Annotated in this window: 25 protein-coding genes; 8 read left to right on the top strand and 17 right to left on the bottom strand. The window is 70.7% G+C overall.

Going from position 1 to position 24,995, the window contains the following annotated elements; all coding sequences use genetic code 11:
• Window positions 1–171 precede the first annotated feature (171 nt).
• Window positions 172–831 (top strand): extensin family protein, encoded by a 660-nt coding sequence (locus FHY05_RS03510; protein ID WP_183943039.1) that lies wholly within the window; start codon window positions 172–174, stop codon window positions 829–831.
• Window positions 832–880: 49 nt separating this feature from the next.
• Window positions 881–1,765, top strand: coding sequence for an LOG family protein (locus FHY05_RS03505; RefSeq protein WP_183943038.1), 885 nt, complete (start codon window positions 881–883; stop codon window positions 1,763–1,765).
• A gap of 135 nt (window positions 1,766–1,900) precedes the next feature.
• On the opposite strand, the gene FHY05_RS03500 is transcribed toward FHY05_RS03505, so the two are convergent.
• The gene (locus FHY05_RS03500; protein ID WP_311732361.1) at window positions 1,901–3,190 is read right to left on the bottom strand and encodes a hypothetical protein; all 1,290 of its coding nucleotides are present in this window, start codon (window positions 3,188–3,190) and stop codon (window positions 1,901–1,903) included.
• A 65-nt stretch (window positions 3,191–3,255) separates the two neighbouring features.
• On the opposite strand from FHY05_RS03500, the gene FHY05_RS03495 reads away from it, so the two are divergent.
• Together FHY05_RS03495 and FHY05_RS03490 are read left to right on the top strand one after the other, a co-directional pair.
• Window positions 3,256–4,509 (top strand): putative DNA modification/repair radical SAM protein, encoded by a 1,254-nt coding sequence (locus tag FHY05_RS03495; protein WP_183943037.1) that lies wholly within the window; start codon window positions 3,256–3,258, stop codon window positions 4,507–4,509.
• Window positions 4,510–4,713: 204 nt separating this feature from the next.
• Window positions 4,714–6,117 carry a UdgX family uracil-DNA binding protein gene (locus tag FHY05_RS03490; protein WP_183943036.1) on the top strand — a complete coding sequence of 468 codons (1,404 nt, stop codon included), beginning with the start codon at window positions 4,714–4,716 and terminating at the stop codon, window positions 6,115–6,117.
• 300 nt (window positions 6,118–6,417) lie between these two features.
• Here the strand turns inward: FHY05_RS03490 and FHY05_RS03485 are convergent, their stop codons facing one another.
• Window positions 6,418–7,212, bottom strand: a complete 795-nt coding sequence (locus tag FHY05_RS03485) for an aldo/keto reductase (protein WP_183943035.1) — start codon at window positions 7,210–7,212, stop codon at window positions 6,418–6,420.
• A gap of 79 nt (window positions 7,213–7,291) precedes the next feature.
• Here FHY05_RS03485 and FHY05_RS03480 point away from each other — a divergent pair, with 79 nt between their 5' ends.
• Window positions 7,292–7,924 (top strand): DedA family protein, encoded by a 633-nt coding sequence (locus FHY05_RS03480; protein WP_183943034.1) that lies wholly within the window; start codon window positions 7,292–7,294, stop codon window positions 7,922–7,924.
• A gap of 4 nt (window positions 7,925–7,928) precedes the next feature.
• Here FHY05_RS03480 and FHY05_RS03475 read toward each other — a convergent pair whose 3' ends face one another.
• The gene (locus FHY05_RS03475; protein ID WP_183943033.1) at window positions 7,929–8,525 is read right to left on the bottom strand and encodes a hypothetical protein; all 597 of its coding nucleotides are present in this window, start codon (window positions 8,523–8,525) and stop codon (window positions 7,929–7,931) included.
• Between the two features lie 89 nt (window positions 8,526–8,614).
• Complete coding sequence (locus FHY05_RS03470; protein ID WP_183943032.1) at window positions 8,615–9,145, bottom strand: adenine phosphoribosyltransferase; 531 nt, start codon at window positions 9,143–9,145, stop codon at window positions 8,615–8,617.
• 156 nt (window positions 9,146–9,301) lie between these two features.
• Between FHY05_RS03470 and FHY05_RS03465 the strand changes: the two genes are divergently transcribed.
• From FHY05_RS03465 to FHY05_RS03455, 3 genes are all read left to right on the top strand, one after another.
• Entirely contained in the window at window positions 9,302–10,852 is a 1,551-nt protein-coding gene (locus tag FHY05_RS03465) for an amidase (protein WP_183943031.1), read from the top strand.
• 103 nt (window positions 10,853–10,955) lie between these two features.
• The gene (locus tag FHY05_RS03460; RefSeq protein ID WP_183943030.1) at window positions 10,956–11,357 is read left to right on the top strand and encodes a cupin domain-containing protein; all 402 of its coding nucleotides are present in this window, start codon (window positions 10,956–10,958) and stop codon (window positions 11,355–11,357) included.
• The gene (locus tag FHY05_RS03455) at window positions 11,354–12,067 is read left to right on the top strand and encodes a RibD family protein (protein ID WP_183943029.1); all 714 of its coding nucleotides are present in this window, start codon (window positions 11,354–11,356) and stop codon (window positions 12,065–12,067) included. The genes FHY05_RS03460 and FHY05_RS03455 overlap by 4 nt, the downstream gene beginning before the upstream one ends.
• On the opposite strand, the gene FHY05_RS03450 is transcribed toward FHY05_RS03455, so the two are convergent.
• The 13 genes from FHY05_RS03450 to FHY05_RS03390 all read right to left on the bottom strand — a co-directional run bounded on the left by FHY05_RS03450 (window position 12,052) and on the right by FHY05_RS03390 (window position 24,976).
• Window positions 12,052–12,753 (bottom strand): TadE/TadG family type IV pilus assembly protein, encoded by a 702-nt coding sequence (locus FHY05_RS03450; protein WP_183943028.1) that lies wholly within the window; start codon window positions 12,751–12,753, stop codon window positions 12,052–12,054. The genes FHY05_RS03455 and FHY05_RS03450 overlap by 16 nt on opposite strands.
• Window positions 12,744–13,328, bottom strand: coding sequence for a TadE/TadG family type IV pilus assembly protein (locus FHY05_RS03445; RefSeq protein WP_311732360.1), 585 nt, complete (start codon window positions 13,326–13,328; stop codon window positions 12,744–12,746). The genes FHY05_RS03450 and FHY05_RS03445 overlap by 10 nt, the downstream gene beginning before the upstream one ends.
• Complete coding sequence (locus FHY05_RS03440; protein WP_183943026.1) at window positions 13,325–15,220, bottom strand: TadE/TadG family type IV pilus assembly protein; 1,896 nt, start codon at window positions 15,218–15,220, stop codon at window positions 13,325–13,327. Before FHY05_RS03440 ends, FHY05_RS03445 begins: the two co-directional genes overlap by 4 nt.
• 171 nt (window positions 15,221–15,391) lie before the next feature.
• Window positions 15,392–15,628: a DUF6894 family protein gene (locus FHY05_RS03435; protein WP_183943025.1), complete on the bottom strand. Its 237-nt coding sequence runs from the start codon at window positions 15,626–15,628 to the stop codon at window positions 15,392–15,394.
• An 82-nt stretch (window positions 15,629–15,710) separates the two neighbouring features.
• On the bottom strand, window positions 15,711–16,454 hold the full coding sequence (locus tag FHY05_RS03430; protein WP_183943024.1) for a DUF1080 domain-containing protein: 744 nt from the start codon (window positions 16,452–16,454) through the stop codon (window positions 15,711–15,713).
• A gap of 97 nt (window positions 16,455–16,551) precedes the next feature.
• Window positions 16,552–17,412, bottom strand: coding sequence for a subclass B3 metallo-beta-lactamase (gene bla, locus FHY05_RS03425; RefSeq protein ID WP_183943023.1), 861 nt, complete (start codon window positions 17,410–17,412; stop codon window positions 16,552–16,554).
• Between the two features lie 335 nt (window positions 17,413–17,747).
• Window positions 17,748–19,301 (bottom strand): glutamine-hydrolyzing GMP synthase, encoded by a 1,554-nt coding sequence (gene guaA, locus FHY05_RS03420; protein ID WP_183943022.1) that lies wholly within the window; start codon window positions 19,299–19,301, stop codon window positions 17,748–17,750.
• Between the two features lie 140 nt (window positions 19,302–19,441).
• Complete coding sequence (locus FHY05_RS03415; protein ID WP_260181247.1) at window positions 19,442–19,945, bottom strand: DUF1697 domain-containing protein; 504 nt, start codon at window positions 19,943–19,945, stop codon at window positions 19,442–19,444.
• Between the two features lie 14 nt (window positions 19,946–19,959).
• The gene (locus FHY05_RS03410; protein ID WP_183943020.1) at window positions 19,960–20,349 is read right to left on the bottom strand and encodes a VOC family protein; all 390 of its coding nucleotides are present in this window, start codon (window positions 20,347–20,349) and stop codon (window positions 19,960–19,962) included.
• Window positions 20,350–20,492: 143 nt separating this feature from the next.
• Entirely contained in the window at window positions 20,493–21,311 is an 819-nt protein-coding gene (locus tag FHY05_RS03405) for an SDR family NAD(P)-dependent oxidoreductase (RefSeq protein WP_260181170.1), read from the bottom strand.
• Window positions 21,308–22,366 carry a phosphotransferase family protein gene (locus FHY05_RS03400; protein ID WP_183943019.1) on the bottom strand — a complete coding sequence of 353 codons (1,059 nt, stop codon included), beginning with the start codon at window positions 22,364–22,366 and terminating at the stop codon, window positions 21,308–21,310. Before FHY05_RS03400 ends, FHY05_RS03405 begins: the two co-directional genes overlap by 4 nt.
• On the bottom strand, window positions 22,363–23,448 hold the full coding sequence (locus FHY05_RS03395) for a Zn-dependent alcohol dehydrogenase (RefSeq protein ID WP_183943018.1): 1,086 nt from the start codon (window positions 23,446–23,448) through the stop codon (window positions 22,363–22,365). Before FHY05_RS03395 ends, FHY05_RS03400 begins: the two co-directional genes overlap by 4 nt.
• Window positions 23,449–23,689: 241 nt before the next feature.
• Window positions 23,690–24,976 (bottom strand): acyl-CoA dehydrogenase family protein, encoded by a 1,287-nt coding sequence (locus FHY05_RS03390; RefSeq protein ID WP_183943017.1) that lies wholly within the window; start codon window positions 24,974–24,976, stop codon window positions 23,690–23,692.
• Between the last annotated feature and the right edge of the window lie 19 nt (window positions 24,977–24,995).

Genomic DNA, 24,995 nt, shown 5'->3' with positions numbered 1-24,995 from the left:
CTTACAGAGAGCACGCGCGGCGTTGGGACCGCGTGGCCCGTCGACCGCGCTACAGACGCGCGATGCCGCTGGCAAGCCGCATGATCGTCGCGCGTGCGGTTCGGCCAGCGGATCAGGCGTAACAGCGGTCGTCGCCTTTAGCTCGGCGCGATCCGCCGTTACACGGGGCCGATGGCGTCGTGGCGTAACCATACTTCCCTCATCCTCCTCGTGGCACTCGTGCTCGCCGGCTGCGGGCGGGTGGAGCGCCCCGCCCTGCCGAGCACGCGCGCTGAGGTCGAGGGACCGAGCCCGCGCGAGACGCGCCAGTGCTTCGCCGACCTGCGCGCGCTGGGCGTCGACTTCCAGCCGCTGCCCGACAAACAATATGGCGGTGGCTGCGCGCTGGTCGGCACGGTCAAGCTGCTCGACATCGGCGTGCCCACCGCCAATCTCGGGGCGGTGCGCTGCGGCGAGGCGCGCACCTACGCCGCCTGGGCCCGCAACGGCGTCGCGCCGGCAGCCTATCAGATCCTCGGCTCGGAGCTGTCGCGAATCGTCAGCATGGGCAGCTACGCCTGCCGCAACACGATCGGGACCAAGGGACCGGCGCGGCGCTCGGGCCACGCGCTCGCCAACGCGATCGACATCGCCGCGTTCGAGCTCAAGGATGGGCGCCGCATCTCGATCCTGGGCGACTGGCGCTCGCCCGATCCGGCGGTGCAGCAGTTCCTGCGCACCGTCCATGCCTCGGCCTGCCGCCGCTTCGGCACAGTGCTGTCGCCCGATTACAATGCGGTGCATCGCGATCATCTGCATCTCGAGGACGACGGCGCGCGCTTCTGCCGCTGACGTGCCCCATGTTCTTGCGACCGTCATCATCCCGTCCTATCGGTCCGCGATGACAGATACCCGCGTACCCAGCCGCGTCTTCCCGCGCGCCAAGCAGGATGCCGAGGTCGCCAAGACCAACGTCTCCACCCCGCAGACCGAGAGCCCCGCCTATCGGCTCGCCTTCCAGGACATGGACTTCCTGCTGCGCGAGGACCTGCGCCCGGTCCGCTTCCAGCTCGAGCTGCTCAAGACCCAGCTGATCTTCGAGGAAGCGCACATTGGTTCGACCTTCGTCTTCTACGGCTCGGCACGCATTCCCGAACCCGCCAAGGCACAGGCGCTGCTCGATCTCGCCACCGACGAGAAGAGCCGCCGCGTCGCCGAGAAGCTGGTGGCGAAGAGCAGATATTACGACATGGCGCGCGAGCTGGCGCAGCTCTGCTCCAATTTCCCGCGCGACGAGGCCGGCAAGCGCCACTTCGTGGTCTGCTCGGGCGGCGGCCCCTCGATCATGGAGGCGGCCAACCGCGGCGCGGCCGATGTCCACGCCGAGTCGATCGGGCTCAACATCGTGCTGCCGCACGAGCAGGCGCCCAACCCCTATGTCACGCCGGCGCTGAGCACGCAGTTCCACTATTTCGCGCTGCGCAAGATGCACTTCCTGCTCCACGCGCGGGCGCTGGCGGCCTTCCCGGGCGGGTTCGGCACGTTCGACGAGCTGTTCGAGCTGCTGACGCTGATCCAGACCGGCAAGGTCGAGCCGATCCCCGTGCTGCTGTTCGGGCGCGAGTTCTGGGAGCGGGTGGTGAACTTCGAGGCCTTGGTCGAGGAGGGTGTCGTGTCCGAGCGCGACCTCGGCATCTTCCGCTACGTCGAGAGCGCCGCCGAGGGCTGGGCGGTGGTGCAGCAATTCTACCGTGACCGGCACGAGCGGGGCGACGTGCCGCGGTGATCGGTGCCGCGGGGAGGACGGATTCGCTGCAGGGGCCTTCCTTCACCTGCGCCGCCGTGCCTCCACGCCTCCCCATCGTCAGCCCTGCGCCGGCACGGATCCAGACACGCTTAGGCCGGCGCAGGACGGGCGACGTCAGCGCGTCTGAGTCGTCGCCGGCGCGGGGATGACGGCGCCGGAGAGGGCGCGCGCTCCGACCTGCCCCGCCGCCGTTCCCGCGCCGCCCGCTCCCGGCACGCTCACCCACCCCGGGGCGGGATCGCGTACCGCGGCATGGATGAGCCACAGCAGCGCTACCGCGCGAACGCTCGCGGCGACGAGAACGTCCGCCTGAGTCGCCGAGACATTCGCCCCTTCCCAACCCGCGAACAGCCAGAACTCGGCGAAATACGCGGCCAGATCCCCGAGCAGGAACAAAGCGAGCGGGCGAACGCGGGTCGCGGTGAGCACCAGCAGCGGCCATAACCACACGTCGAACTGCGGCGAGTAGACCTTGTTGGTCAGCAGGAACCAGGCGAGCACCGGGGTGAACAGCAGCCACGCGCGCGCGCCGTGGCGGCGCCAGCCGACCGCCACGATCGTCGCCGCGCCGCCGAGGAACAGCAGCAGCGACCACAAATTACGCGTCGACACGTCGGTCTGCCACCAGCCGAACTGCGCCATCAGCTCCCAGACGCTCGCCGCGGTACCGCCGCGCTCGCCCGAGAAGACGTAGAACTCGCCCCAATTCTCGCGAGCGAACCAGGCCACCGGCAGGTTCACCGCGCCCCAGGCGCCGACCGCCACCGCGACCAGCACCGCCGCGCGACGCACGCGCGACGGGATGTCGCCGCGACCGACCACGGCACCGAGACCCAGAAGCGGCAGCAGCAGCACCGGGAAGAGCTTGGCCGCGCCCCCCAGCGCGGCCAGCGCCGCCGCGCGCGGCGCCTGCTCGCGCGACGCGGCGCGCATCGCCGCGACCGCGAAGGTGGCGGCGAGCAGGTCCCAGTTGTGGCCGAGATAGAGCACCAGCGGCGGCGCCAGCGCCCAGGCATATTGGCGTGCCAGGCTCGCACCCGCACCCCGGATCACTTCTAGGATGACGAAGGCGAGAAGGGCGTTGCCGAAGGTCACCGCCACGAGGAAGTCGCCCGCGTTCGCGCGCGGACCGTCGAGAAGACGAGCGAACAGCCCTTCCACCCAGATCAGTGCGCCGGTGAGCACGGGATATTCCATCCGGGCCTGGAAGTAGGGCACCTGCCCGGCAGAGACCCCGCGCGAGCCCCAGAACGGCACCGCGTCGCTGTAGCAGCCAGTGACATATTGCTCACTGCCGCTCCAGGCCGCGCCGCAATGCGCCTTGAAGCCCCAGCCGAGCAGGCAGGTCAGCGCCAGCGCGAGATAGGGACCGTTGGGTCCGAGCCGATCGACGATCCTTCGCACGGGGCTGATCCATGGCAGGTCGCTTCGCCCTCGACAAGGCGAGGAAGTGAACATACATCGAACACATGGCGCAGCTCGATGTCCGCCGGAAACTGGAAATCCTTGCCGACGCGGCGAAGTACGACGCGTCGTGCGCGTCGTCGGGGACCTCGAAGCGCACCTCGGCCGACGGCAAGGGGCTAGGCTCGACCGAGGGCATGGGCATCTGCCACGCGTACGCGCCCGACGGCCGCTGCATCTCGCTGCTCAAGATCCTGCTGACCAACAGCTGCGTGTTCGACTGCCATTATTGCATCAACCGCAAGAGCTCGAACGTACGCCGCGCCCGCTTCAGCGCGCAGGAGGTGGTGAACCTCACCCTCTCCTTCTACCGCCGCAACTATATCGAGGGGCTGTTCCTCTCTTCCGGCATCATCAAGTCGACGAATTATACGATGGAGCAGCTGGTCGAGGTCGCGCGCTCGCTGCGCGAGGATCATCATTTCCGCGGCTATATCCATCTCAAGACCATCCCGGACGCCGACCCCGAGCTGGTCCATCAGGCCGGCCTCTACGCCGACCGCGTGTCGATCAACGTCGAGCTGCCCACCGTCGGCGGGTTGCGCCGACTCGCGCCCGAGAAGGATGGGGCGCGGATCGAGGGCGCGATGGGCGAGATGAAGGCGGCGATCACCGACACCGCCGACGCGCGCTCCCGCTACAAGTCGGCGCCGCGCTTCGCGCCGGCGGGCCAATCGACCCAGATGATCGTCGGCGCCGACGCCGCGACCGACGGCGACATCGTCCGCAAGGCGTCTACGCTGTATGATCGTTTCGGGCTGCGGCGCGTCTATTATAGCGCGTTCAGCCCGATCCCCGACGCGTCCGCGGTGCTGCCGCTGCAGCGCCCGCCGCTGATGCGCGAACACCGCTTGTACCAGTCGGACTGGCTGATGCGCTTCTACGGCTTCTCCACGGACGAGGTCGTCGCCGCGGCCGATGAGGGAACGGGGATGCTCCCGCTCGACATCGACCCCAAGCTCGCCTGGGCGCTCAAGTTCCGCGATCGCTTCCCGGTCGACGTCAACCGCGCGCCGCGCGAGCTGCTGTGGCGCGTGCCGGGTCTCGGCACGAAGGCGGTGAAGAGCATCCTGACGGCGCGGCGCTGGCGACGACTGCGGCTGGACGACGTGGCGCGGCTGACGGTCTCGATCGCGCGGGTGCGTCCGTTCATCATCTGCGAGGACTGGCGGCCGGTGGTGCTCGCCGACCGCGCCGAGCTCAGACCGCTGGTCGCGCCCAAGGCGAAGACCGAGCAGCTCGAGCTGTTCGCCGCGTGAGAGTGACTCGCGGGTGAAACGGATCGTCGCAGTGGCGCGCTGTGACGAGGTGATCGTTCGACGTGGCCCAGCGGTGAAGCATACCTCTTCCCTCCCCTTCAGGGGAGGGGTCGGGAATGGGGCGTCGCCGCGAGTGTTTCACCTGCGGGAGCTCCCCACCCCGACCCCTCCCCTGAAGGGGAGGGGCTTGGACGTTCGCTAGCCTTGCGCGTCGTCACCCTCTCCGCGCCCGACGACGTCGACGGTTGGCGCGATGCCGCGCGTGGGCTGCTCGCCGAGCATGTCGCGCCCGAGGCGGTCGTGTGGCAGGTCGGCACCGCCGCCACCGATCTGTTCGCCGCGACGGCCGCCGAGCCGCCCGCTGCCCCGCGCCACGACGCCACCGCGCCGGCGACGCGCGTGCCGCGCGCCTTCCTCGATCTCGCCAACAGCGCCGCGCTGCACCGTGACCCCGAGCGGTTCGCGCTGCTCTATGCGATGCTCTGGCGCCTGCGCGAGACGCCGCGGCTGACCGACGACCATGCCGACCCGCTCGTCCGCCGCATCGAGGCGCTCGCCAAGTCGGTGCGGCGCGACATCCACAAGATGCGCGCCTTCGTGCGCTTCCGCTCGGTCAGCGACGACGCGGGCGAGCGCTACGTCGCCTGGTTCGAGCCCGAGCATCACATTGTCCGCGCCAACGCGGCGTTCTTCGTCAACCGCTTCGCCAGCATGCGCTGGTCGATCCTGACGCCCGAGGTGTCGCTCCACTGGGACGGCGCGGCGCTCCGGGAGGGGCCGGCGGCGGAGCGCGGCGACGCGCCCGAGGGCGATCCGATCGAGGAAGTGTGGAAGACCTATTACGCCAGCATCTTCAATCCGGCGCGCGTGAAAGTCGGCACGATGCTCCGCGAGATGCCGCGGAAGTACTGGAAGAACATGCCGGAGACGGCACTGGTGCCGCAGCTGCTGGCGACCGCACAGGCACGGGAGAGCGGGATGATCGACAAGGCGCGCGCGAGCGCCGTCGGCGACAATGCGTTGGCGGCGTGGGAGGCACTTCGGGACGAGGCGTCGGCGTGCACGCGCTGTCATCTCTACAAGCCCGCGACGCAGACGGTGTTCGGCGAAGGCCCGGTCGACGCGACGATGATGTTCGTCGGCGAGCAGCCCGGCGACCAGGAGGATCTCGCCGGTCATCCCTTCGTCGGCCCCGCGGGGCAGGTCTTCGACCGCGCGCTCGCGGCGGCGGGAATCACCCGCGCGGAGACCTATATCACCAACGCGGTCAAACACTTCAAGTTCGAGCCGCGCGGCAAGCGCCGGATCCACGCCAAGCCCGATGCGGGGGAGATCGAGGCGTGCCGCTGGTGGATCGAGCAGGAGCAGATGCTGCTGCGCCCGAAGGTGACCGTCGCGCTCGGCGCGACCGCGGCGCGCAGCCTGTTCGGCAAGGTCATGACGATCGGCCGCGAGCGCGGCCGCGAGCTGCGCCTGCCCGACGGCGGCGCGGCGTGGATCACGGTCCACCCGAGCTACCTGCTGCGCCTACCCGACGAGGCGGCCAAGGCGAGCGAGTATGAGCGCTTCGTGGAGGACCTGCGGATGGCGCACGCGGCGGCCGGGTGAGAAGACGATCCGTCGGGCGAGAGCCGCCTCGCTCACGGGGAGGGGACCAGCCGAAAGGTAGCGGACGGGGTCTCCGCGAGCGACCGTCGCGTTGATGAGGAACCCCCTTCACCACCGCGTCAGAGTGTGATCGATCGCAGCGGAAGCGTGCTCCCGCGAACGCCAGAGGCCGGGGCGGCGGGGACAGCGTTCGTGTCGCTCAGCTCCTGGCGCAGGAGCACGCCCGTATGACCAACGTGGCGGATCATGCTCGAGCGCGCGGCGATCTCCCCGCCAAGCGGGGAGGATTTCACTCGTGCCTCACAGCTCGCGCGGGTCCGGACCCATCCGCCCGTCGGGATCTTCCATCGCGTCGATCGCGGCGACGTCGTCCTCGCTCAGCCGCAGCTCGGTCGCCCGCCAGTTGCTCGCGAGGTGATCCGGGTTACCGGCCTTGGGAATGACCGCTAGCTCCTTCGCGAGGTGCCAGGCGATCAGCACCTGAGCGGGCGTGGCGTCGAGTCGCTCGGCGATCGCGACCACGCGCTCGTCGCGCAGCGTCTCGCCCTGCCCCAGCGGCGACCAGCTCTGCGTGACGATGCCGCGCTCGCGGTTGTAGGCCTGGACCTCGCGCTGTTGGAATGTCGGGTGCAGCTCGATCTGGTTGACCGCGGGCACCACACCGGTGGCGTCGATGATCGCGTCGAGATGCTCGGGCAGGAAGTTCGAGACGCCGATCGAGCGCGCCTTCCCCTGCTCGCGCAACGCCACCAGCGCCTTCCACGCGTCGACGAAGCGGCCGCCCGAGGGGTGCGGCCAGTGGATCAGGTACAGGTCGACCTGATCGCGCCCGAGCAGCGCGAGGCTCGCGTCGAGCGCGCTCTCCGCGTCGCCGTGCTGGTCGTGCCACAGTTTCGTGGTGAGCCAGACGTCGTCCTTGCCCAGCCCCTCGCCGACGCCGCGCTCGTTGTGATACAGCGCGGCGGTGTCGACCAGGCGGAAGCCGAGGTCGAGTCCGGCGCGTACCACCGCGGCGACCTGGGAGTCGGGGATCTGATAGGTGCCGAGCCCGAGCTGGGGCATCCGGCGGCCGTCGTTGAGCGTGAGATCGGTCATGCGCGTCGAACCGTTGCTGGACGGCACGGTTCCACTTTGCGGCTTCCCTTTCGCAGCCGCGTGACGCAAGCGCAGCATCATGGTCGAGAAGATCCTTACCGCGCTCGCCGGCTTCGCCATCGCCGTGATCTCCGCCGGCGGCTATTGGGGAATCGCGCTACTGATGGCGATCGAGAGCGCGTGCATCCCGCTCCCGTCCGAGATCATCATGCCGTTCGCGGGCTACCTCGTCTCCACCGGCGAGCTCAACCTGTTCCTCGCCGCGACCGCGGGCGCGATCGGGTGCAACATCGGCTCGGTCGTCGCGTATGAGATCGGACGCCGCGGCGGGCGGCCGATGGCGGAGAAGTTCGGCCGCTTCGTGCTGGTCGGCCCGGGCGAGCTCGACCTCGCCGACCGCTTCTTCAACCGCTGGGGCGCCTGGGCGATCCTGATCGGGCGGATGCTGCCGGTGGTGCGCACCTTCATCGCCTTCCCCGCCGGAGTCGCGCGGATGAAGCTCATCCCGTTCCACCTCTACACCTTCCTGGGTTCCTGGCCATTCTGCCTGCTGCTCGCCTGGATCGGCATGACGTTGGGCGACAAATGGAACAGCGACCCGCGGCTGAAGGCCTTCTTCCACCGCGCCGACGCGGCGATCGGCGTGGTGCTGGTCGCGGCGATCGCCTTCTACGTCTGGCATCGGGTGCGCGGCCTCAAGAAGCACGGCTGAGCCGTCAGCGCGGACGCTCCCCGCGCCGCGGCCCCGGTCCGCGATCCGACCGGCCGCGATCGGGCCGCGGCGTACGATAGCCCTCGGCGCGGTTCTCGCGTCGCGTCTCCCGATACTCGCGCCGCACGTCGCCGCGATATTCCTGCCGCGCGTCGCGCCGCCCCTGACGGAACTGGTCGCGCGTGATCGTGCCATCGCGATAGGCGTCGCGGTTGGCACGGAGATCGCCGCGATAGTCGCGCCGCTCTCGCCCGACATCCCGGCGGAAATCGCGCCAATTGTCGCGCACGTCGCGCCCGTTGTAGCCGCCGCGGCGCTGCTGCCAGAAACGCTGCTGGTTGTCGTTCCAGCGATACGGGCGACGGTAGCGATCGTAGACGTAGACGCCGGTGCCCGGGTAATAGAAGCCGTCGTTCCACCCGTAATAGCTCGGCGCATAACCGTAGCCGCCGTAGCCGTACCCGCCGTACGGGTCGTCGTAATAGCCGCCGCTGCCGACGCCGAAGCCGACCCCGCTATAGCCATAGCCGGTCGAGCAGGCAGAGGTCATGGTCGCCAGCCCGCCGAGCAGGCCAGCGGCGACGATGTGGGTCCATCTCATCGGAACTCTCCGTACCTTGGAGGAAGCGGCCGATACGCGCCGCCCATGCGGAGCCAACGGCGCGGGGCGGCCGGCGGTTCCGGCGAGGCTCAGTGCCCCTCGAACGCCACCAGCGCGCTGACCGCGATGTCGTCGGCGCGCAGCCGCTCGGCGCCGCCCAGGTCGGGCAGGTCGACGACGAACTGCGCCTGCCGCACCTCGGCGCCGGCCTTGCGCAGCAGCCGCACCGCGGCGCGCGCCGTGCCGCCGGTGGCGATGAGGTCGTCCACGAGCAGCACGCGCGCGCCCGGCGCGCAGGCGTCGGCGTGGATCGCGATCCGGTCGCTGCCATATTCGAGCGCATAGTCCTCGGCGATGGTCGCGCCGGGCAGCTTGCCGTCCTTGCGGATCAGCAGCACGCCGGCGCGCAACGGCACCGCCAGTGCCGCGGCGAAGAGGAAGCCGCGCGCCTCGATCCCCGCCACCAGGTCGATCGGCCCCTCGGTCGCCGCCACCATCCGCTCGACGCAGGCGGCCACGCCGGCCGGGTCGAGCAGCAGGGTGGTGATGTCGCGGAACTGGATGCCGGGCTTGGGGAAGTCGGGGATCGTGCGGATCAGGGCCCGAAGGTCGTCGTTCATGCGCGGCTCCGCTGGGCGATGATGGTACGGCACACCGGGGCGGGACCGTCGCGGGGTTCCTAGCCGGTGCGGGGCGGAAGTCCACAGCGGCGCATCGTGCGCTTGCTCAAGCACCTGCGAACGCGCCAGAAGAGCGAAGATAGTGAGGAGCAGTCGATGCGCGCGACGATGACGGCGGTGGTTCTCGCGGCGGCCTTGGCGGCGCTGCCCGCGGTCGCGGCGCCGCGGGTGGAGGAGGTATCGCTCGAGCAGCTGAGCGCGCAGCTCGCCGCGGGGAAGACCAGCAGCGTGGCGCTGACCCGCGCCTATCTCGCCCGCATCGCCAGGATCGATCGCAAGGGCCCGACGCTGCGCAGCGTGATCGCGCTCAACCCCGACGCGCTCACCCAGGCGCGCGCGCTCGACGCCGAGCGCGCCGCCGGCCGTGTCCGCGGGCCGCTCCACGGCGTGCCGATCCTGCTGAAGGACAATATCGAGACCGCCGACCCGATCCCGACCACCGCGGGCAGCCTCGCCCTCGCCGGCAACGTGACCCGCCGCGACGCGCCGCTGGTGGCGCGGCTGCGCGCGGCGGGCGCGGTGATCCTCGGCAAGACCAACCTGTCCGAATGGGCCAACATCCGCTCGACCCGGTCGATGAGCGGCTGGAGCGCGGTCGGCGGGCTGGTGCGCAATCCCTATGCGCTCGATCGCACCGCCTGCGGTTCGTCGTCGGGCTCGGGCGCCGCGGTCGCCGCCAGCCTCGCCGCCGCGGCGGTGGGCACCGAGACCGACGGCTCGGTCACCTGCCCCTCCTCGATCAACGGGCTGGTCGGGCTCAAGCCGACACTGGGACTGGTGAGCGCCGAGCGAGTCGTGCCGATCAGCCACAGCCAGGACACGCCCGGTCCGATGGCGCGCAGCGTGCGCGACGCCGCGCTGCTGCTCGGCGCGATGACCGGCGGCTCCACCGACTATGCCGCCGCGCTCTCCATCAGCGCGCTGAGCGGCGCGCGCGTCGCGGTGATCCGCCCGCCCGAGCTGCGCCCCGCGCTCGCGGCGCGCTACGACGCCGCGCTGGCGGTGCTGCGCGCCGCCGGCGCCGAGCTGGTCGAGGTCGCGCTGCCCAAGCTCGACGGGCTCGGCGAGGCCGAGCAGCTGGTGCTCTCGACCGAGCTCAAGGCCGATCTCAACGCCTATCTCGCCACCACGCCCGCGAGCGTCACGACGCGCACGCTCGCCGAGGTGATCGCCTTCGACCGCGCCCATGCCAGCGCCGAGATGCCCTATTTCGGCCAGGAGTTCTTCGAGGGCGCGGAGAAGACCAAGGGACTCGATGACCCGGCCTACCGCGCCGCGCGCGCGACCTCGCTGCGGCTCGCCGGCGCGCAGGGGATCGACGCGATGCTGCGCCAGGCGCGCGCGACGCTGCTGGTGGAGCCGAGCTACGACGCCGCCTGGCCGAGCGACCGGGTCTATGGCGACCAATATGGCGGCCCGTCGGCGTCGCAGCTGCCCGCGATCGCGGGTTACCCGCATCTGACCGTGCCGATGGGGCTGGCCGACGGGCTGCCGGTCGGCCTCTCCTTCATCGCGACCCGCGGCGGCGATCAGGCCGTGCTCGGCGCGGGTTATGCCTATGAGCAGCGGGCGCGCGCGAGGGTGGCGCCGCGCTACCTGGCGCAGGCCGGCGTGAACGCCGCGGCGGACGCCGGCACCGCGCGTTGACGCCCGCCTGCGCAACGCGGCGTCGCCCGCCGCTCAACGCCATACGGGGGAGACGGTGCGCGCGCGCCGCGTTGAGCGCGCATCATCTCGCGGAGACGTACCCATGAAGATCACGCGCAGCGGCGACATCGCGTCATCGCGCGGCCCGGCGGACTATTTCACCGGCGAGGTCCGGCTCGACATGCCCTTCGAGGGCAGCGGGGCGCTCGCCGGCGCCACCGTCACCTTCGAGCCGGGCGCACGTACCAACTGGCACACGCATCCGCTCGGCCAGACGCTGCTCGTCACCTTCGGACGCGGCCGCGCGCAACGCGAGGGCGGCGCGATCGAGGAGATCGCCCCGGGCGACATCGTCTATTTCGCGCCGGACGAGCGCCACTGGCATGGCGCCGCGCCCGACACCGCGATGACGCATGTCGCCATCGCCGAGAAGAAGGACGGTGGCGCGGTCACGTGGCTCGAGCCGGTCAGCGACGCCGACTATCGCGGCGACGCGGCGGCATGACTCGCCCGCGCCTCACCTGCCTGATGGCGGGCTCGCTCGACGGCCGCCTGCACCCGAGCCGCTGGACCGAGAGCCCCGACGGCACCGCGGCGGACTGGACCGACGCCTACGAGGCGATCCACGACCGCTATGACGCGGACGGCTGGATCGTCGGCCGCGTCACGATGGCGGAGATGGCCAAGGGTCTGCCGCACCCGCCCGCCGACGTCGGCACCCCGCCGCGCCCGCTCCATGTCGCGCGCGATAGCGGGCCCTATGCGATCGCGCTCGACCGCGCGGGCAAGCTCCACTTCACCGCGGGAGAGCTGCACGGCGACCATGTCGTGGTGCTGCTCGGCGCGGACGTTCCCGACGCGCATCTCGCCGAGCTGGTCGACGACGGCGTCTCCTACATCGTCGCCGACGCGCGCGACGATGGGCTCGATCTGGCCGCCGCGCTGGACGTGCTGGGCGAGCGCTTCGGGGCGCGCCACCTGCTGCTCGAGGGCGGCGGCGGGGTGAACGGCAGCTTCCTCGCCGCCGGCCTGGTCGAGCAGTTCGACCTCCTGCTCGCCCCCGCGCTGGACGGCGGCGACAGTCGGGCGATCGTCGAGGCCGGCGCCGCGGGGTTGAAGGGCAAGGTGCGGCTGAAGCTGCTCGGCGCGGAGCAGCTCGGCCACGGCGCGCTCCACCTGCGCTATGCGGTGACCTCGGCTCAGGACGCGGTGTAGCGGTCGCAGGTGTAGCGCTGCGCGGCGGGCGCGGGATTGTAGACCATGTCGAAGGTGCGGCGGTCGCGCACGATGAACGAGGCGGTGTAGCGCATCTGCTGCACGCCCGCGCTCAGCCAGCGGCTGCTGATGATCGGGTTGTAGAGGTAGTTCACCTCGACGAACATCACCCCGGTACCCGGCGGCGCGGTGACCTGCGCGCCGGCATTGCCCATGCCGGTGACCACCGTCCCGGCGTAGGCGCTGCCGGTCTGCGTGCCGGCGTCGGCCGGGGCGGTGCCGTAGTGCGAGTCATAGGCCGCGCCGCTCTGCGTGCCGAGGCAGCGCTGCCAGTGGATATACTGCTTGCCGCCGCTCTCCTCCAGCGAGGAGACGATGATCCGCCCGCGCGTGGTGAGCCCCAGCTTGGCGCCCTGCAGCCGCGCCGCGGTGAGCACGTCGTTGATGTCGACCTCGCGCAGCTGGGTCGAGTTGTCGCTCTGCATGCTGCCGACGCGCGAGGCGTTGTCGGCGAGGTTGAGCGCGAGCTGGCTGACCTGGAGCGAGGTCAAGGCCACGTTGCTCGTCTCGATGCCGTAGCAGCCGAGCGTCAGCACCACGGGCAAGGTGAGCGCGAACTCGATCATCGAGACGCCCGAGCGGTCGCGCCGCAGCCGCGCGGCGAGCGGGGCGAGGCTCAGGTGCATATCGACCTCACCACGTTGCTGGTCTGGGTCTTGTACGGCTGGTTCTTGAGCAACGTGGACGCCGACAGCGACTGGGTCCGCGGCCAGCCGACCAGCGCCGCCATCGGGAAGATGCGGTTGTAGGTCAGCGTGACGGTGTAGTTGGTGACGTCGTTGGCGCCGCCCTGCCCGCCGACGCCGGGATCGGCATCCCAGATGCCGTTGCCGTTGACGTCGTCGAAGCACTCGCCGGCGTCGCGCACGCCGTTCCTGTTCTGATCGTCGAACGCCTCCGGCTTGACCAGCGAGAAGCTGGCGTAGCTCTTGCGCGACGTGGTGATCGTCATGCCGCCGCCGAGCGCGGCGAGCATGGTGCGCACCTTGGTGTCGATCGCGCTCTGGTCCGCGGCGTTGTTCTCCAGCGCGCTGTCGCGCCCCGCCTTCACCACCGCGCCTTCCAGCACCGAGCGGACATAGACGCCGTACATCAGGTCGAAGAGGCCGAGCACCACCATGAACAGGACGGGCGCCAGCAGCGCGAACTCGATCGTGCTGACGCCGCGGCGATCGCGCGCGAACTGGCGCGGCGCGGTCACTGGTCGATCCGCAGCATCGCGACCTGCTTGGCGATCTTCTGGAAGATCGCGGAGAGCCCGCTGCCGGTGGTGGTGTACAGCGCCTGCGAGCTGTTGCGCGCGCATTGCGTCAGCTGGTCGCTGGGCGCGTCGTCGATCGCGACCGTCCACACGTCGATGCCGAGCTGGCGCGCCCGGCCGCACTCGTAGAGGAAGCGCGCGTTGTGATAGTTGGTGAGATTACCGGTGTCGCCGCCGCTCACGCGCTGATCCACCCCCTCGAGGCCATAGAGGCCGTAGATCGAGGGGCTGGGCGACATCACGCCGTCGGTCAGAAAGACGATGATCTTCCGGGGTGAGGGCTGGCCGGTACGTCCGCTGTTATCCGCGGCGAAAATGCCCGCTGACGCAAGCAGCCGCGTCCCCCAGATCATGCCCGTGTCATGGTACGTGCCACCGAGCGGCTTGAAGTCGGGCGCGTCGACGTAAGCGGCGATAGCGGAGGCCGTCATGGCAGAGAGGCGATGGATCGGCTTGCCGCACGAGTAGAAACCGGACTTCCGCTGGCTTGCGCTGCCGAGATTGGCGTGATCCTCCCCGATGCCGGTATCAGCCGCCGTGTCTTTTCGGAGGTACTCGACGTCGGCCCACATCGGCCGCCAACGCGTCTGTACCAGTGTGGCGTTGGGGATCAGTTCGGGATCGAGGTCATAGGACGCGGAGGTGAAGTTCGTTGTCCCGGCCTGCGTCTGACGCTCCTCGACACAGCCGTCCCATTTGGAAGTGGCGCCGGTGACGGCGAGCTTGCTCGGGTCGGTCACCGCCGCGCCGGTGATGTACTTGGACACGTCGAGGTTGAATTTATCGTACGCATAGTTCGGCACCATGTTGCGGGTGACATTGCCGTAACATCTGCCGCCGCTCCACACCTGACCACCAGTGTAGCTGGCGGTGGCGGTGGCGTCGAAGGTACCGGCGGTGCCGTACGAACGCGTGCCCATCACCGCGGTACAGTCCGCCTGCGCCTTATAGTTCGGGCTGCCTGTCGCACTCTCGACGGACTCGCCGGATGCCGGAGTGCGCGATTGATACCACCATTTCTCGCCCGAGGTCGCGCCGAGCAGATAATTGGGAGACATCTGGTAGATCGCCTTGCCGGCGTTCACAGTCGACGTGTAGGTGACGAAGCCGTAGCGCACCCGCGTGCTGCTATCCATGGATGATGTGATCACCGCGGCGAAATCCTTCACCGCCTGACGCAGCGCCTTGATGCGCGAGCCGTTGCCAGCGGTGGTCTCGGGCACGGCATAGCCAGTCGAGTTGAGATAGCCCGCGACCGCATCAGGATCGCTCCCCGGGCGTGTATAGGCCTGCGCCGGATTCGCGTTGACATAGCTGCTGCACTGCGCGTCGGTGTCCTCCGGGCGACACGCCATCGATCCGGTGGTGTCGAGCACGAAGACGATGTCGGTATCGGCGATGTCGAAGCGCGCCTTGCACGTCACCGTCAGGTTGGCGGTGGCCATGGAGAACATCTTCATCACCGTCATCGGCACCTGTACCGTCGCGGTGCCTGCCACCTGCTGGTCGCTGGTCTTGGTGGGGGTGAAGGTGGCGTTGGCGGCGCCGAAATAGCCCGTGCCGAAATTGTTGTTGAAGAACGTCTTGGCCTGCGCCGTCGCGGTGGCGTCGAGCGTCGTGCCGCCGTCCGTCGCCATGAAGCGCCGCCCGGCCAGCACGCCCGCGTCGCACGCCTGCTGCAGTCGCGACTTGACCACGTACATCCGCGACACGTCCAGCGCCGAGCCGGCCAGCGCGGCCAGCGGGAGCATCGCCACCGCCATCATCGCCGCGACGTTCGCGCCGCGGTCGCGGCCCAGGCGGGTCAACCAGGAGAAGCTCGTCATACGCATGCGACCGCCTTGGGACCCGACGCGTCGCTGGCGCGCGCGGCGGGCGGGATGACAGTCGCCCGCTCCCGTTCGCGGAGCTGTGGGCGACCGGGGTCAATGACCTCGTCGCCTGCCTGTAAGTTACTCGTACTTAAGGATTCGTTCGCGCGACCGTATACGCCGCGGATCGCGTCATCCGTCCGGTGCGCCGCGCACGGCGACGGTGGCGACGATGACGTTGAGCAGCGGACGGCGGCTCGCATCCTCCACCGTCACGCGCCAGTGTCCCTCCTCGGCGTAGCCGGGGTGCGCCGAGAGGTAGCCGCCGAGCCGCCGTACTGCCTCGTTGCGCGCCGCAGCCACATCGGCACACTCGATCCCGGTCGCGTCCCGCTCGCGACCGGCTAATTGAAAATAAAACAAGGCCATGGCTCTCAGAAACGCGGCGGAAGTCGATCGTTCCGGCACTTGATGCAAGGCAACGGATCAGTCCTACCCGCGCGTGGCCACGTCAGCGTTTCGCGCCGATCCGCCGCAGCTTGATGTTGCGGAACGCGACCGGCTCGCCATGGTCCTGCAGCGCGATCACGCCGCTGGCGAAGGTGCCGTACAGCGGCATCTTGGCGAACTTGGACTTGGCCACGCGCGCCTTCCAGGCGGCATCGCCGTAGGACACGTCGGCCGTCGGCACGCCGTTGAGCCATTGCCGGATGCGACCGGGCTCAACCAGCAGTCGCGCGTGATTCCAGCTGCCCGCCGGGCGCGACACGCCCGCCGGCGGAACGGTGATGTCGTAGAGCGAGCCGGCGCGATGCGACGGGATCTTGCCGTCGGGATGGCCCTGGTCGTCGAGCACCTGCATCTCGAGACCGGTCTCATAGCTCTGCGTCGTCCCGGGCTCGTCGCGCGCGAGATAGATCACGCCGCTGTTGCCGCCCTTCTCGACCTTCCAGTCGAGCGTGAGTTCGAACGGGCCGTAGCTCGCCGCCGTGGCGAGATCGGCGCCGCTCATGTGTCCGCCCGAGGCGGTGAGCTCGAGCGCGCCGTCGCGCACCACCCAGGAGGGCGCGGGCGCGCCGCCCTTGAACGAGCGCCAGCCGGTGAGATCGCGTCCGTTGAACAGCAGCGTCCAGCCGGCGGCGCGCTCTCCGGCGGTGAGCGTGTTGGGCGCACTCGCGCCGCGCTGCGCTACGCTCGGCGCCGCCGACAGCGCCAGGGCGAGTGCGGCCACGCCAGCCTTCGTCAGATTCCGCATCATGTCTCTCCTTCTCGACCGCGCTGCCCCATCCTCGGGCAACGCCGGCACGACCCGGGCGCACTCAAGCGCATGCGTCCGTCCAGCGCAACGCCGCTCAGCGCGTCTCCTCGCGCAGCGTGCGCTCGAAGTCGACCCGGGCAGCGCGCGCCATGTCACCGAGCAGCCGCGGGGCGACCAGCGTGCCCGATCGCGCGCGGCCGAACACGTCCGCCGCCTCGGGGTGCATCGGCAGCACCACGTCGGCGCGCAGCCGCTCCATCCGAGCGAAGGTGGCGCGATAGTCGCGTACGATCGTCGCATAGCGGCGATTGTTCACGAGGCGGTTGCCCGCGACGGTCATGCTGCCAGCGAACACCACCTCGCGCGGGCGCCCGCGATCGGTCACGCGCATCACCCAGCTGGTACAGCCGGGCGTGTGCCCCGCGGTCGTCACCGCGCGCAGGCTGACATCACCGAGCGTGACTCGCTCACCGTCGGCGACGCCGGTGACGCGCGCGACCGGCGCGAAGCGGCGGACACCGTAGCTGGTCTCCCCCGGCGGCGTGCCGGTGCGCAGCGCGGCGACGTCACCGCGCCCGGCGAGCACGCGCGCGCCGGTGTCGCGGCGCATCCGCTCGAGCCCGCCGACATGGTCGAAATGCGCGTGGCTGACCAGGATGAGCTTGACGTCGTTGAGCTTCAGCCCGAGCGAGCGGATGTTGCGCTCGATGGCGGGGACGTTCTCGTCCATCGTCGCGTCCACCAGGATCGCGCCGGCGCTGGTGCGGATCAGGTACGCGCCCAGTCCGCGCGACCCCACATAGGTGATGGGGCCGAGCAGGTGCAGAGGGGCGCGCGGCTGCGTCCACTCGGGCGGGTCGCCGCTCGCTGCGGCGACCGGCGCGGCGGGAAGCGCGAGCGCGGCCGCGAGAAGCGTCAGGAGAGGAACGATCCGGGCGGTCGACGTTCTCTTCATCGATGTCCGAGGCCCGTCCGGCGAGACAACCGCGTGCGCCTGCGGTTGCAGCTGCCCAGAGCGGCCGGCAGACCGCTTTCGGCTCTGGAAGCCGGCATCCGCGGGGGCACGATCTCGGTCGAACGGCCTGATCCTCGGCATGGGGTCCCGCGCGCCGCCGAGTGACGCGGGCGAGCAGCCCCCGGCCGCTCGCTCGTCCCGCGCGCCGCGGCGGCTCGCGCCGCCGAGTGACGCGGGCGAGCAGCCCCCGGCCGCTCGCTCGTCCCGCGCGCCGCGGCGGCTCGCGCCGCCGAATGACGCGGGCGAGCAGCCCCCGGCCGCTCGCTCGTCCCGCGTCATTCCCACTCGATCGTGCCCGGGGGCTTGGAGGTGTAGTCGTAGGTCACCCGGTTGATGCCCTTCACCTCGTTGATGATCCGCGTCGCCACCCGCGGCAGGAAGTCGCCCGGGAACTGGAACGCCTGCGCGGTCATGCCGTCGGTCGAGGTCACCGCGCGCAGCGCCAGCACCGAATCATAGGTCCGCCCGTCGCCCATCACGCCGACCGAACGCACCGGCAGCAGCACCGCGAACGCCTGCCAGATCGTGTCGTACAGACCCGCCGCGCGGATCTCCTCGAGGTAGATCGCGTCGGCCTTGCGCAGGATGTCGCAGCGCTCCTTGCTGACCTCGCCGGGGATGCGGATCGCGAGACCCGGCCCCGGGAACGGGTGGCGGCCGACGAAGGCGTCAGGCAGCCCCAGCTCGCGGCCGAGCTCGCGCACCTCGTCCTTGAACAGCTCGCGCAGCGGCTCGACCAGCTTCATGTTCATCCGCTCGGGCAGGCCGCCGACATTGTGGTGACTCTTGATCGTCACCGACGGGCCGCCGGTGAAGCTCACGCTCTCGATCACGTCGGGGTAGAGCGTGCCCTGCGCGAGGAACTCGGCGCCGCCGATCTTGCGCGCCTCGTCCTCGAACACGTCGATGAAGGTCTTGCCGATGAACTTGCGCTTCGCCTCGGGATCGGTGACCCCCGCCAGCCCGCCGAGGAACAGGGTCTCCGCGTTCACATGGACCAGCGGGATGTTGTAATGGTTGCGGAAGAGCCCGACGACCTGGTCGGCCTCGCCCGCGCGCAGCAGCCCGTGGTCGACGAAGACGCAGGTGAGCTGGTCGCCGATCGCCTCGTGGATCAGCACCGCCGCCACCGCCGAGTCGACCCCGCCCGACAGGCCGCAGATCACGCGCCCGCTGCCGACCTGCGCGCGGATCTCGGCGATCTTGGTGGCGCGGAACTCGGCCATCGTCCAGTCGCCCGCCAGCCCGCAGACGTGGCGCGCGAAATTGGCGATCAGCTTGCCGCCGTCGGGGGTGTGGACCACCTCGGGGTGGAACTGCATGCCGTAGTAGCGGCGCGTCTCGTCGGCGGTGAGCGCGAAGGGCGCTCCCCTGGACGAGGCGACCGGGGCGAACCCGGGCGCGAGCGCGGCGACATGATCGCCGTGGCTCATCCACACCTGATGGCGCTCGCCCGACTGCCACAGCCCGTCGAACAGCCCGCAGGCGGCGTCGACCTCGACATAGGCCTCGCCGAACTCGCCGGCGTTGCCCTTCTCGACCTTGCCGCCGAGCTGCTCGTTCATCACCTGCTGGCCGTAGCAGATGCCGAGCACCGGCACGCCCGAGTCGAACACCGCCTGGGGCGCGCGCGGGCTCCCCTTGTCCACGACCGAGGCGGGACCACCGGAGAGGATCACGCCCTTGGGGCGCATCCGCTCGAAGGCGTCGGCGGCGGACTGGAAGGGCGCGATCTCGCTGTAGACCCCCGCCTCGCGCACGCGGCGCGCGATCAACTGGGTCACCTGGCTGCCGAAATCGACGATGAGGATGCTGTCGGGATGCTCCATGGCGGGCCTGTAGCGGCTGTACCCCGGGCTTGGAAGGGGCGCGAATGTTGCGAATGTTGAGTCCATGGCGGGGTGCGCACCGGCGAATGTCGAGTCGGACGTAGCGTGCGTCGCGCCACGCCGCGCCGCAGCCCCGAGCGTCACGCCGCGGCGATCTCCGCCGCCATCGCGACCAGCTTCGCTACCGTGTTGACGTTGCGCGCGGTCCCCTCCGCCGCCGCCGACAGCTTGAGCCGCGACCGCCCCATGCCCGCGCCGTAGGCGACGTAGATCTCGCGCACGCCGAGGGCGAGCCGTTCGCCGCCCGGCGCTAGCGCGTGTTCGAGCGTGTCGGTCGGGGGCGGCGCGTCGAGGAAGACCATCACGGTGGTAGACGGCGGCGCGTCGGCGAAGGGGTTGGCAGCGAGCGCCGCCGCCAGCTCGTCCGCGGTGCGCACCGCGACCCTCACCTGCCGCCCGGTCGACTCCTGCAAGGCCTCTTCCAGGCGCCGCTTCGCCGCCGCCGCGTCGAGCGGACTGGTGAAGACCACGTTCCCGCTCGCGTTATAGGTCCGCACCGCGGCGAAGCCCGCCGCCTCGCACGACCGCCGCAGCTCGGCCATCGCCAGCGCGCCCGTGCCGCCGACGTTGACCGCGCGGAGCATTGCCACATAGGCCGTCATCCCCGGCTCACCGCGCACAGCTTGTTGCCGTCGGGATCGCGGACATAGGCCAGCACCGCGCGGCCGAAGCTGGTCTCGCGCGGGCCGGGGCCGTCCTCGATCGAGGTGCCGCCGTGCGCGACCGCGACGTCGTGGAAGCGCTGCACCTGCTCGGCCGAGTCGCAGCGGAAGGCGACGGTGCTGCCGTTGCCGACGCTCGCCGGCGCGCCGTCGATCGGCTGACTGACACCGAACATCGTACCGTTGTGGCGATAGAACAAGCGCTCGTGCCCGCTCGGCGCGGTGTCACGGCGTGCCGGCGGGGCGCCGAGCACGCCGAGGACCGCGTCGTAGAAGCGCGCCGAGCGCGCCAGGTCGTTCGACCCGACCAGGACGTGGTTCAACAAGACCGATCTCCTTCTCTCCCAGGATCACGCCACGTGACAGATCGCGCGGGCGTAGGACAGCCCGCGGGCCGCCGCGCTGGGAGGCGAGCCGACGGGTCGCGCGCCGGACGGGCCGACGTGGCCGACCGACGGCGAGCGCCGCCTCACACCGCGGTTCTGCCGTAATCCTGCCGCGTCACCGGGTGGCTCGACGACAGGCCGCCGTCGACCACGATCGCCTGGCCGTTGACGTAGCTGGCTTCCTCGCTGGCGAGGAAGAGCGCGACACGCGCCAGTTCCTCGGGCTGCGCGCCGCGGCGCAGCGGGTTGAGCCGGCCGAGCCGGTCGAGCTTACCCGCCTCGCGCGCGTAGTCGAAGGTCGGCCGCGTCATCCCCGTCTCGGTCAGCCCGGGGCAGATCGCGTTGACCCGCACGTTGCTGCCGCTCAGCTGCTGCGCCGCCACCTGCGCGAGGTTGATCACCCCCGCCTTGCTCGCCGAATAGGCCGGCGACCCCGCCCCCGAGCGCAGCCCGGCGACGCTGGCGGTGAGCACGACCGCGCCGCCCCCGCGCGCCGCGATCAGCGGCGCGGCGTGCCGGAGCGCGAGGAACGGGCCGATCAGGTTGACGCGGAGCACCTCGGTGATCAGCGCGACGTCGGTGTCGAACAGGTTGGCGAGCCCGCCCGAGATGCCCGCGTTGGCGAACATCACGTCGAGCCCGTCGTGCCGCTCCGCCGCCAGCGCGACCAGCCGCGCGACGTCGCCCTCGTCCGCCGCGTCGCCGCGAAAGGCCAGCGCGATGCCGCCCGCGTCGGCGATCGCGGCGGCGGTGGCGTCCGCGCCCTCGCTGACGTCGGCGGCGACGACGCGGCCGCCCTCGCGCGCGAACAGCAGCGCGGCGGCGCGGCCGATGCCCGAGCCCGCGCCGGTGACGACGATCGACTTGCCCGCGAACCGCATCCGCTCCCCCTCCGCGCTCATGCCCCCGCGCGCCCGGCGAAGTGCCACGCCGCGCTCACCAGCAGCGGCAGCCGCGCCGCGGTCTCCTGCGCGCGCGCGTTGGCGGCGGTGCCGACCAGCACGCGCTTGCGAATGCCCTGCACGATGCTGGCGAGGCGGAAGAGGTTGAAGGCGAAGTACCAGTCGATCGCGACCGGCTCGTCGCGACCGGTGCGCGCCGCGTAGCGCGCCAGCATCTCCTCGAGCGTCGGGATGCCCGACGCGTCGCCGGTCAGCCCCATGACGCCGGAGCGCCCCTCTGGCTCGGTGACCCAGCTCATCAGATAATAGGTCAGGTCGGCGACCGGATCGCCCAGGGTCGACAGTTCCCAGTCGAGCACCGCGGCGACGCGCGGCTCCTCGCCCGGCGCGAAGCGCATGTTGTCGACGCGGTAGTCGCCGTGGACGATCGCGGTGCGGGTCTGCGGCGGCACGGTGCGCGGCAGCCACTCGATCAGCCGCTCCATCTGGGGCAAAGTCTCGGTCTCGGCGCCGCGATACTGCTTGGTCCAGCGCGCGACCTGACGCTCGAAGTAATTGCCCGGCCGACCATAGTCGCCGAGCCCGATCGCGCCCGGATCGACGTTGTGGAGATCGGCGAGCGTGTCGATCATCGCGTGATAATGCGCCCGCCGCGCCGCGGGCGCGAGCACGGGCATGGCACCGTCCCAGATCGTCCGCCCCTCGACCATCTCCATGACGTAGAAGGCCGAGCCGATCACCGACGCGTCCTCGCACAAGGCAAAGGGCCGCGGCACCGGGAAGCCGGTGGGGTGGAGCGCGGCGATGACGCGATACTCGCGCTCGACCTGGTGCGCCGAGGGGAGCAGCTCCCCCATCGGCTTGCGCCGCAGCACGTAGCGCCGCTCGGGCGTGTCGAGCAGGTAGGTCGGGTTCGACTGGCCGCCCGCGAACTTGGCATAGTCGAGCGGGCCGGCGAAGCCGGGCACGTGCTCGGCCAGCCACGCGCCCAGCCGCGCGGTGTCGAGCCGGTCGCGCTCGGCGAGATCGCGCTGGAGCGAGGGTTCGTCGCTCATGCGAAGACGATCACGCTGCGCGTCGAGTCGCCGCGGCGCAGCTCGTCGAAGGCGTGGTTGATGCGTTCGAGCGGGAGGCGCTCGGCGATCAGCGTGTCGAGGTCGAGCAGCCCGCGCCGGTAGAAGTCGACCAGGCGCGGCACGTCGATCGGGAAGCGGTTGGAGCCCATCAGCCCGCCCTGCAGCCTCTTGCCCGACAGCAGGTCGAGGGCCGAGAGGCCGACCGATTCCATCGGCGGGAGCATGCCGAGGATCGTCGCGGTACCGCCGCGGCGCAGCACCGCCACCGCGGTCGCGGCCGACTGCGGCCGGCCGACCGCCTCGATCGCGTGGTGGACGCCGCCGCGCGTCGCCTCGACCACCGCCGCGGCGACGCCCTCGACGGCGCTGTCGAACGTGTCGGTCGCGCCGAGCCGCTCGGCGATGGCGCGCTTCTCGGGCACCGGGTCGAGCGCGACGATCCGCCCCGCCCCCGCGATCCGCGCGGCGTTGATCGCCGCCAGCCCGATCCCGCCGCAGCCGACCACGCACACCGTCTCGCCGGGCGACACGTCGGCGGTATTGAACACCGCGCCCGCGCCGGTCGTCACCGCGCAGCCGATCAGCGCGGCGCGGTCGAGCGGCATGTCGCGGTCGATCGCGACGCAGGCGTGCTCGTGCACCAGCATCTGCTCGGCATAGGCGGAGAGATTGAGCATCTGCGCCACCGCGCCGCCGTCGGCGAGGCGCAGCCGCGGCTCGGCGCCGCGCGGCCGCCGCGTCTCGCCGCTGACGCACAGCGACATCCGCCCGCTGAGGCAGAACTCGCAGTGCCCGCAGAAGGCGGAGAGACAGGTGACGACATGATCGCCGGGCCTCACGGTACGCACCTCATTGCCGACCGCCTCGACCACGCCCGCCGCCTCGTGGCCGGGGATGGCGGGGAGCGGGTGCGGGTAGAGGCCGTCGACGAAATGCAGGTCGGAGCGGCACACGCCCACGGCCGCGGTGCGGATCAGCACCTCGTGCGCAAGCGGCGTGCTGACGGTGACGTCGGCGATCGTGAGCGGCTCGCGCGCGGCGGTGAGGACGGCGGCTCTCATCGGCGAGCCACTGCGAAGGCCTGCGGCACGCCAGCCGCCTTGCCCGGCGTCATCCCAAATTCGTCCCGCGCTCTCAGACGACATGGCGCTCGCGGCAGGGTGGATCCCGGAGCAAGTTCAGGATGACGCCAGGGAGGAAGAGTGACGCACCTTCCCAGCCCGGATGAACGCGGGACCGTGGATCCGCGAACGGGTCCAGGTCGACGCCGCGACAGGCGGGAAGAGAAAGCTTCCACCCCCCTCACCGGCTCACCCCGACGTCGCCACTCGATGCCGCGGCGCGCCCGCCGGCGTCACCGTATTTTCCGAACTCGTGCCGCGCGATGGCTCGGCAGTGCACCTCGTCCGGCCCGTCGGCGAAGCGCAGCGTCCGCACCGAGGCCCAGGCATGCGCCAGCCCCGCGTCCTCCGCCACGCCGGCGCCGCCGAACGCCTGGATCGCGTCGTCGAGAATCTGCAGCGCCATCGTCGGCGCCTGCACCTTGATCATCGCGATCTCCTGCTGCGCCGCCTTGTTGCCCGCCTTGTCCATCATGTCCGCGGCCTTGAGGCAGAGCAGCCGGGTCATCTCGATGTCGATCCGCGCGCGCGCGATCCGTTGCTCCCACACGCTGTGATCGGCGATGCGCTTGCCGAAGGCGACGCGGGCGAGCAGCCGTCGCGCCATCTTCTCGATCGCCACCTCGGCGACCCCGATCGTGCGCATGCAATGGTGGATCCGCCCCGGCCCGAGCCGCCCCTGCGCGATCTCGAAGCCGCGCCCCTCGCCCAGCAGCACGTTCTCCACCGGCACGCGCACGTCGGTGAAACTCACCTCGCCGTGGCCGTGCGGCGCATGGTCGTAGCCGTAGACCGAGAGCAGCCGCTCGACCGTCACGCCGGGCGTGTCGAGCGGCACCAGCACCTGGCTCTGCTGGCGGTGGCGCGAGCCCTCGAGGCTGGTCTTGCCCATCAGGATGCCGATCCTGCAGCGCGGATCGCCCACGCCCGAGGACCACCATTTGCGACCGTTGATGACGTAATGGTCGCCGTCGCGCTCGATCCGGGTCTCGATGTTGGTCGCGTCGGATGAGGCGACCGCGGGCTCGGTCATCAGGAAGACCGAGCGGATCTCGCCCTCCATCAGCGGGCGCAGCCACGCCTCCTTCTGCGCGCGCGTGCCGTAACGGTGAAGCACCTCCATGTTGCCGGTGTCGGGGGCGGAGCAGTTGAAGCACTCGCTCGCCCAGCCGATCCGCCCCATCTCCTCGGCGCAGAGCGCATATTCGAGGTTGGTCAGCTGCGTGCCCTGGAACTCGAAGCTGTCGTCGACGTGCTGCTGGCCCGAGTGCGGCGGCATGAAGAAATTCCACAGCCCCTCGGCCCGGGCGGCGCGCTTGACCTCCTCGATCACGGGGATGACCTTCCAGCGCTCGCCGCTCGCCAACTGCTGCTCATACTCATGGTCGCGCGGTGCGATATGGCGCGCGATGAAGGCGCGGACGCGATCGCGGAAATAGGTCTCGCGCTCGCTCAGCGTGAAGTCCATCGCCACCCTCTCCTCGTTC

It is taken from the genome of Sphingomonas sp. BK580 (genome assembly GCF_014194975.1).
GTDB lineage: Bacteria > Pseudomonadota > Alphaproteobacteria > Sphingomonadales > Sphingomonadaceae > Sphingomonas.
This window is presented reverse-complemented; position numbering and strand designations above follow the sequence as displayed.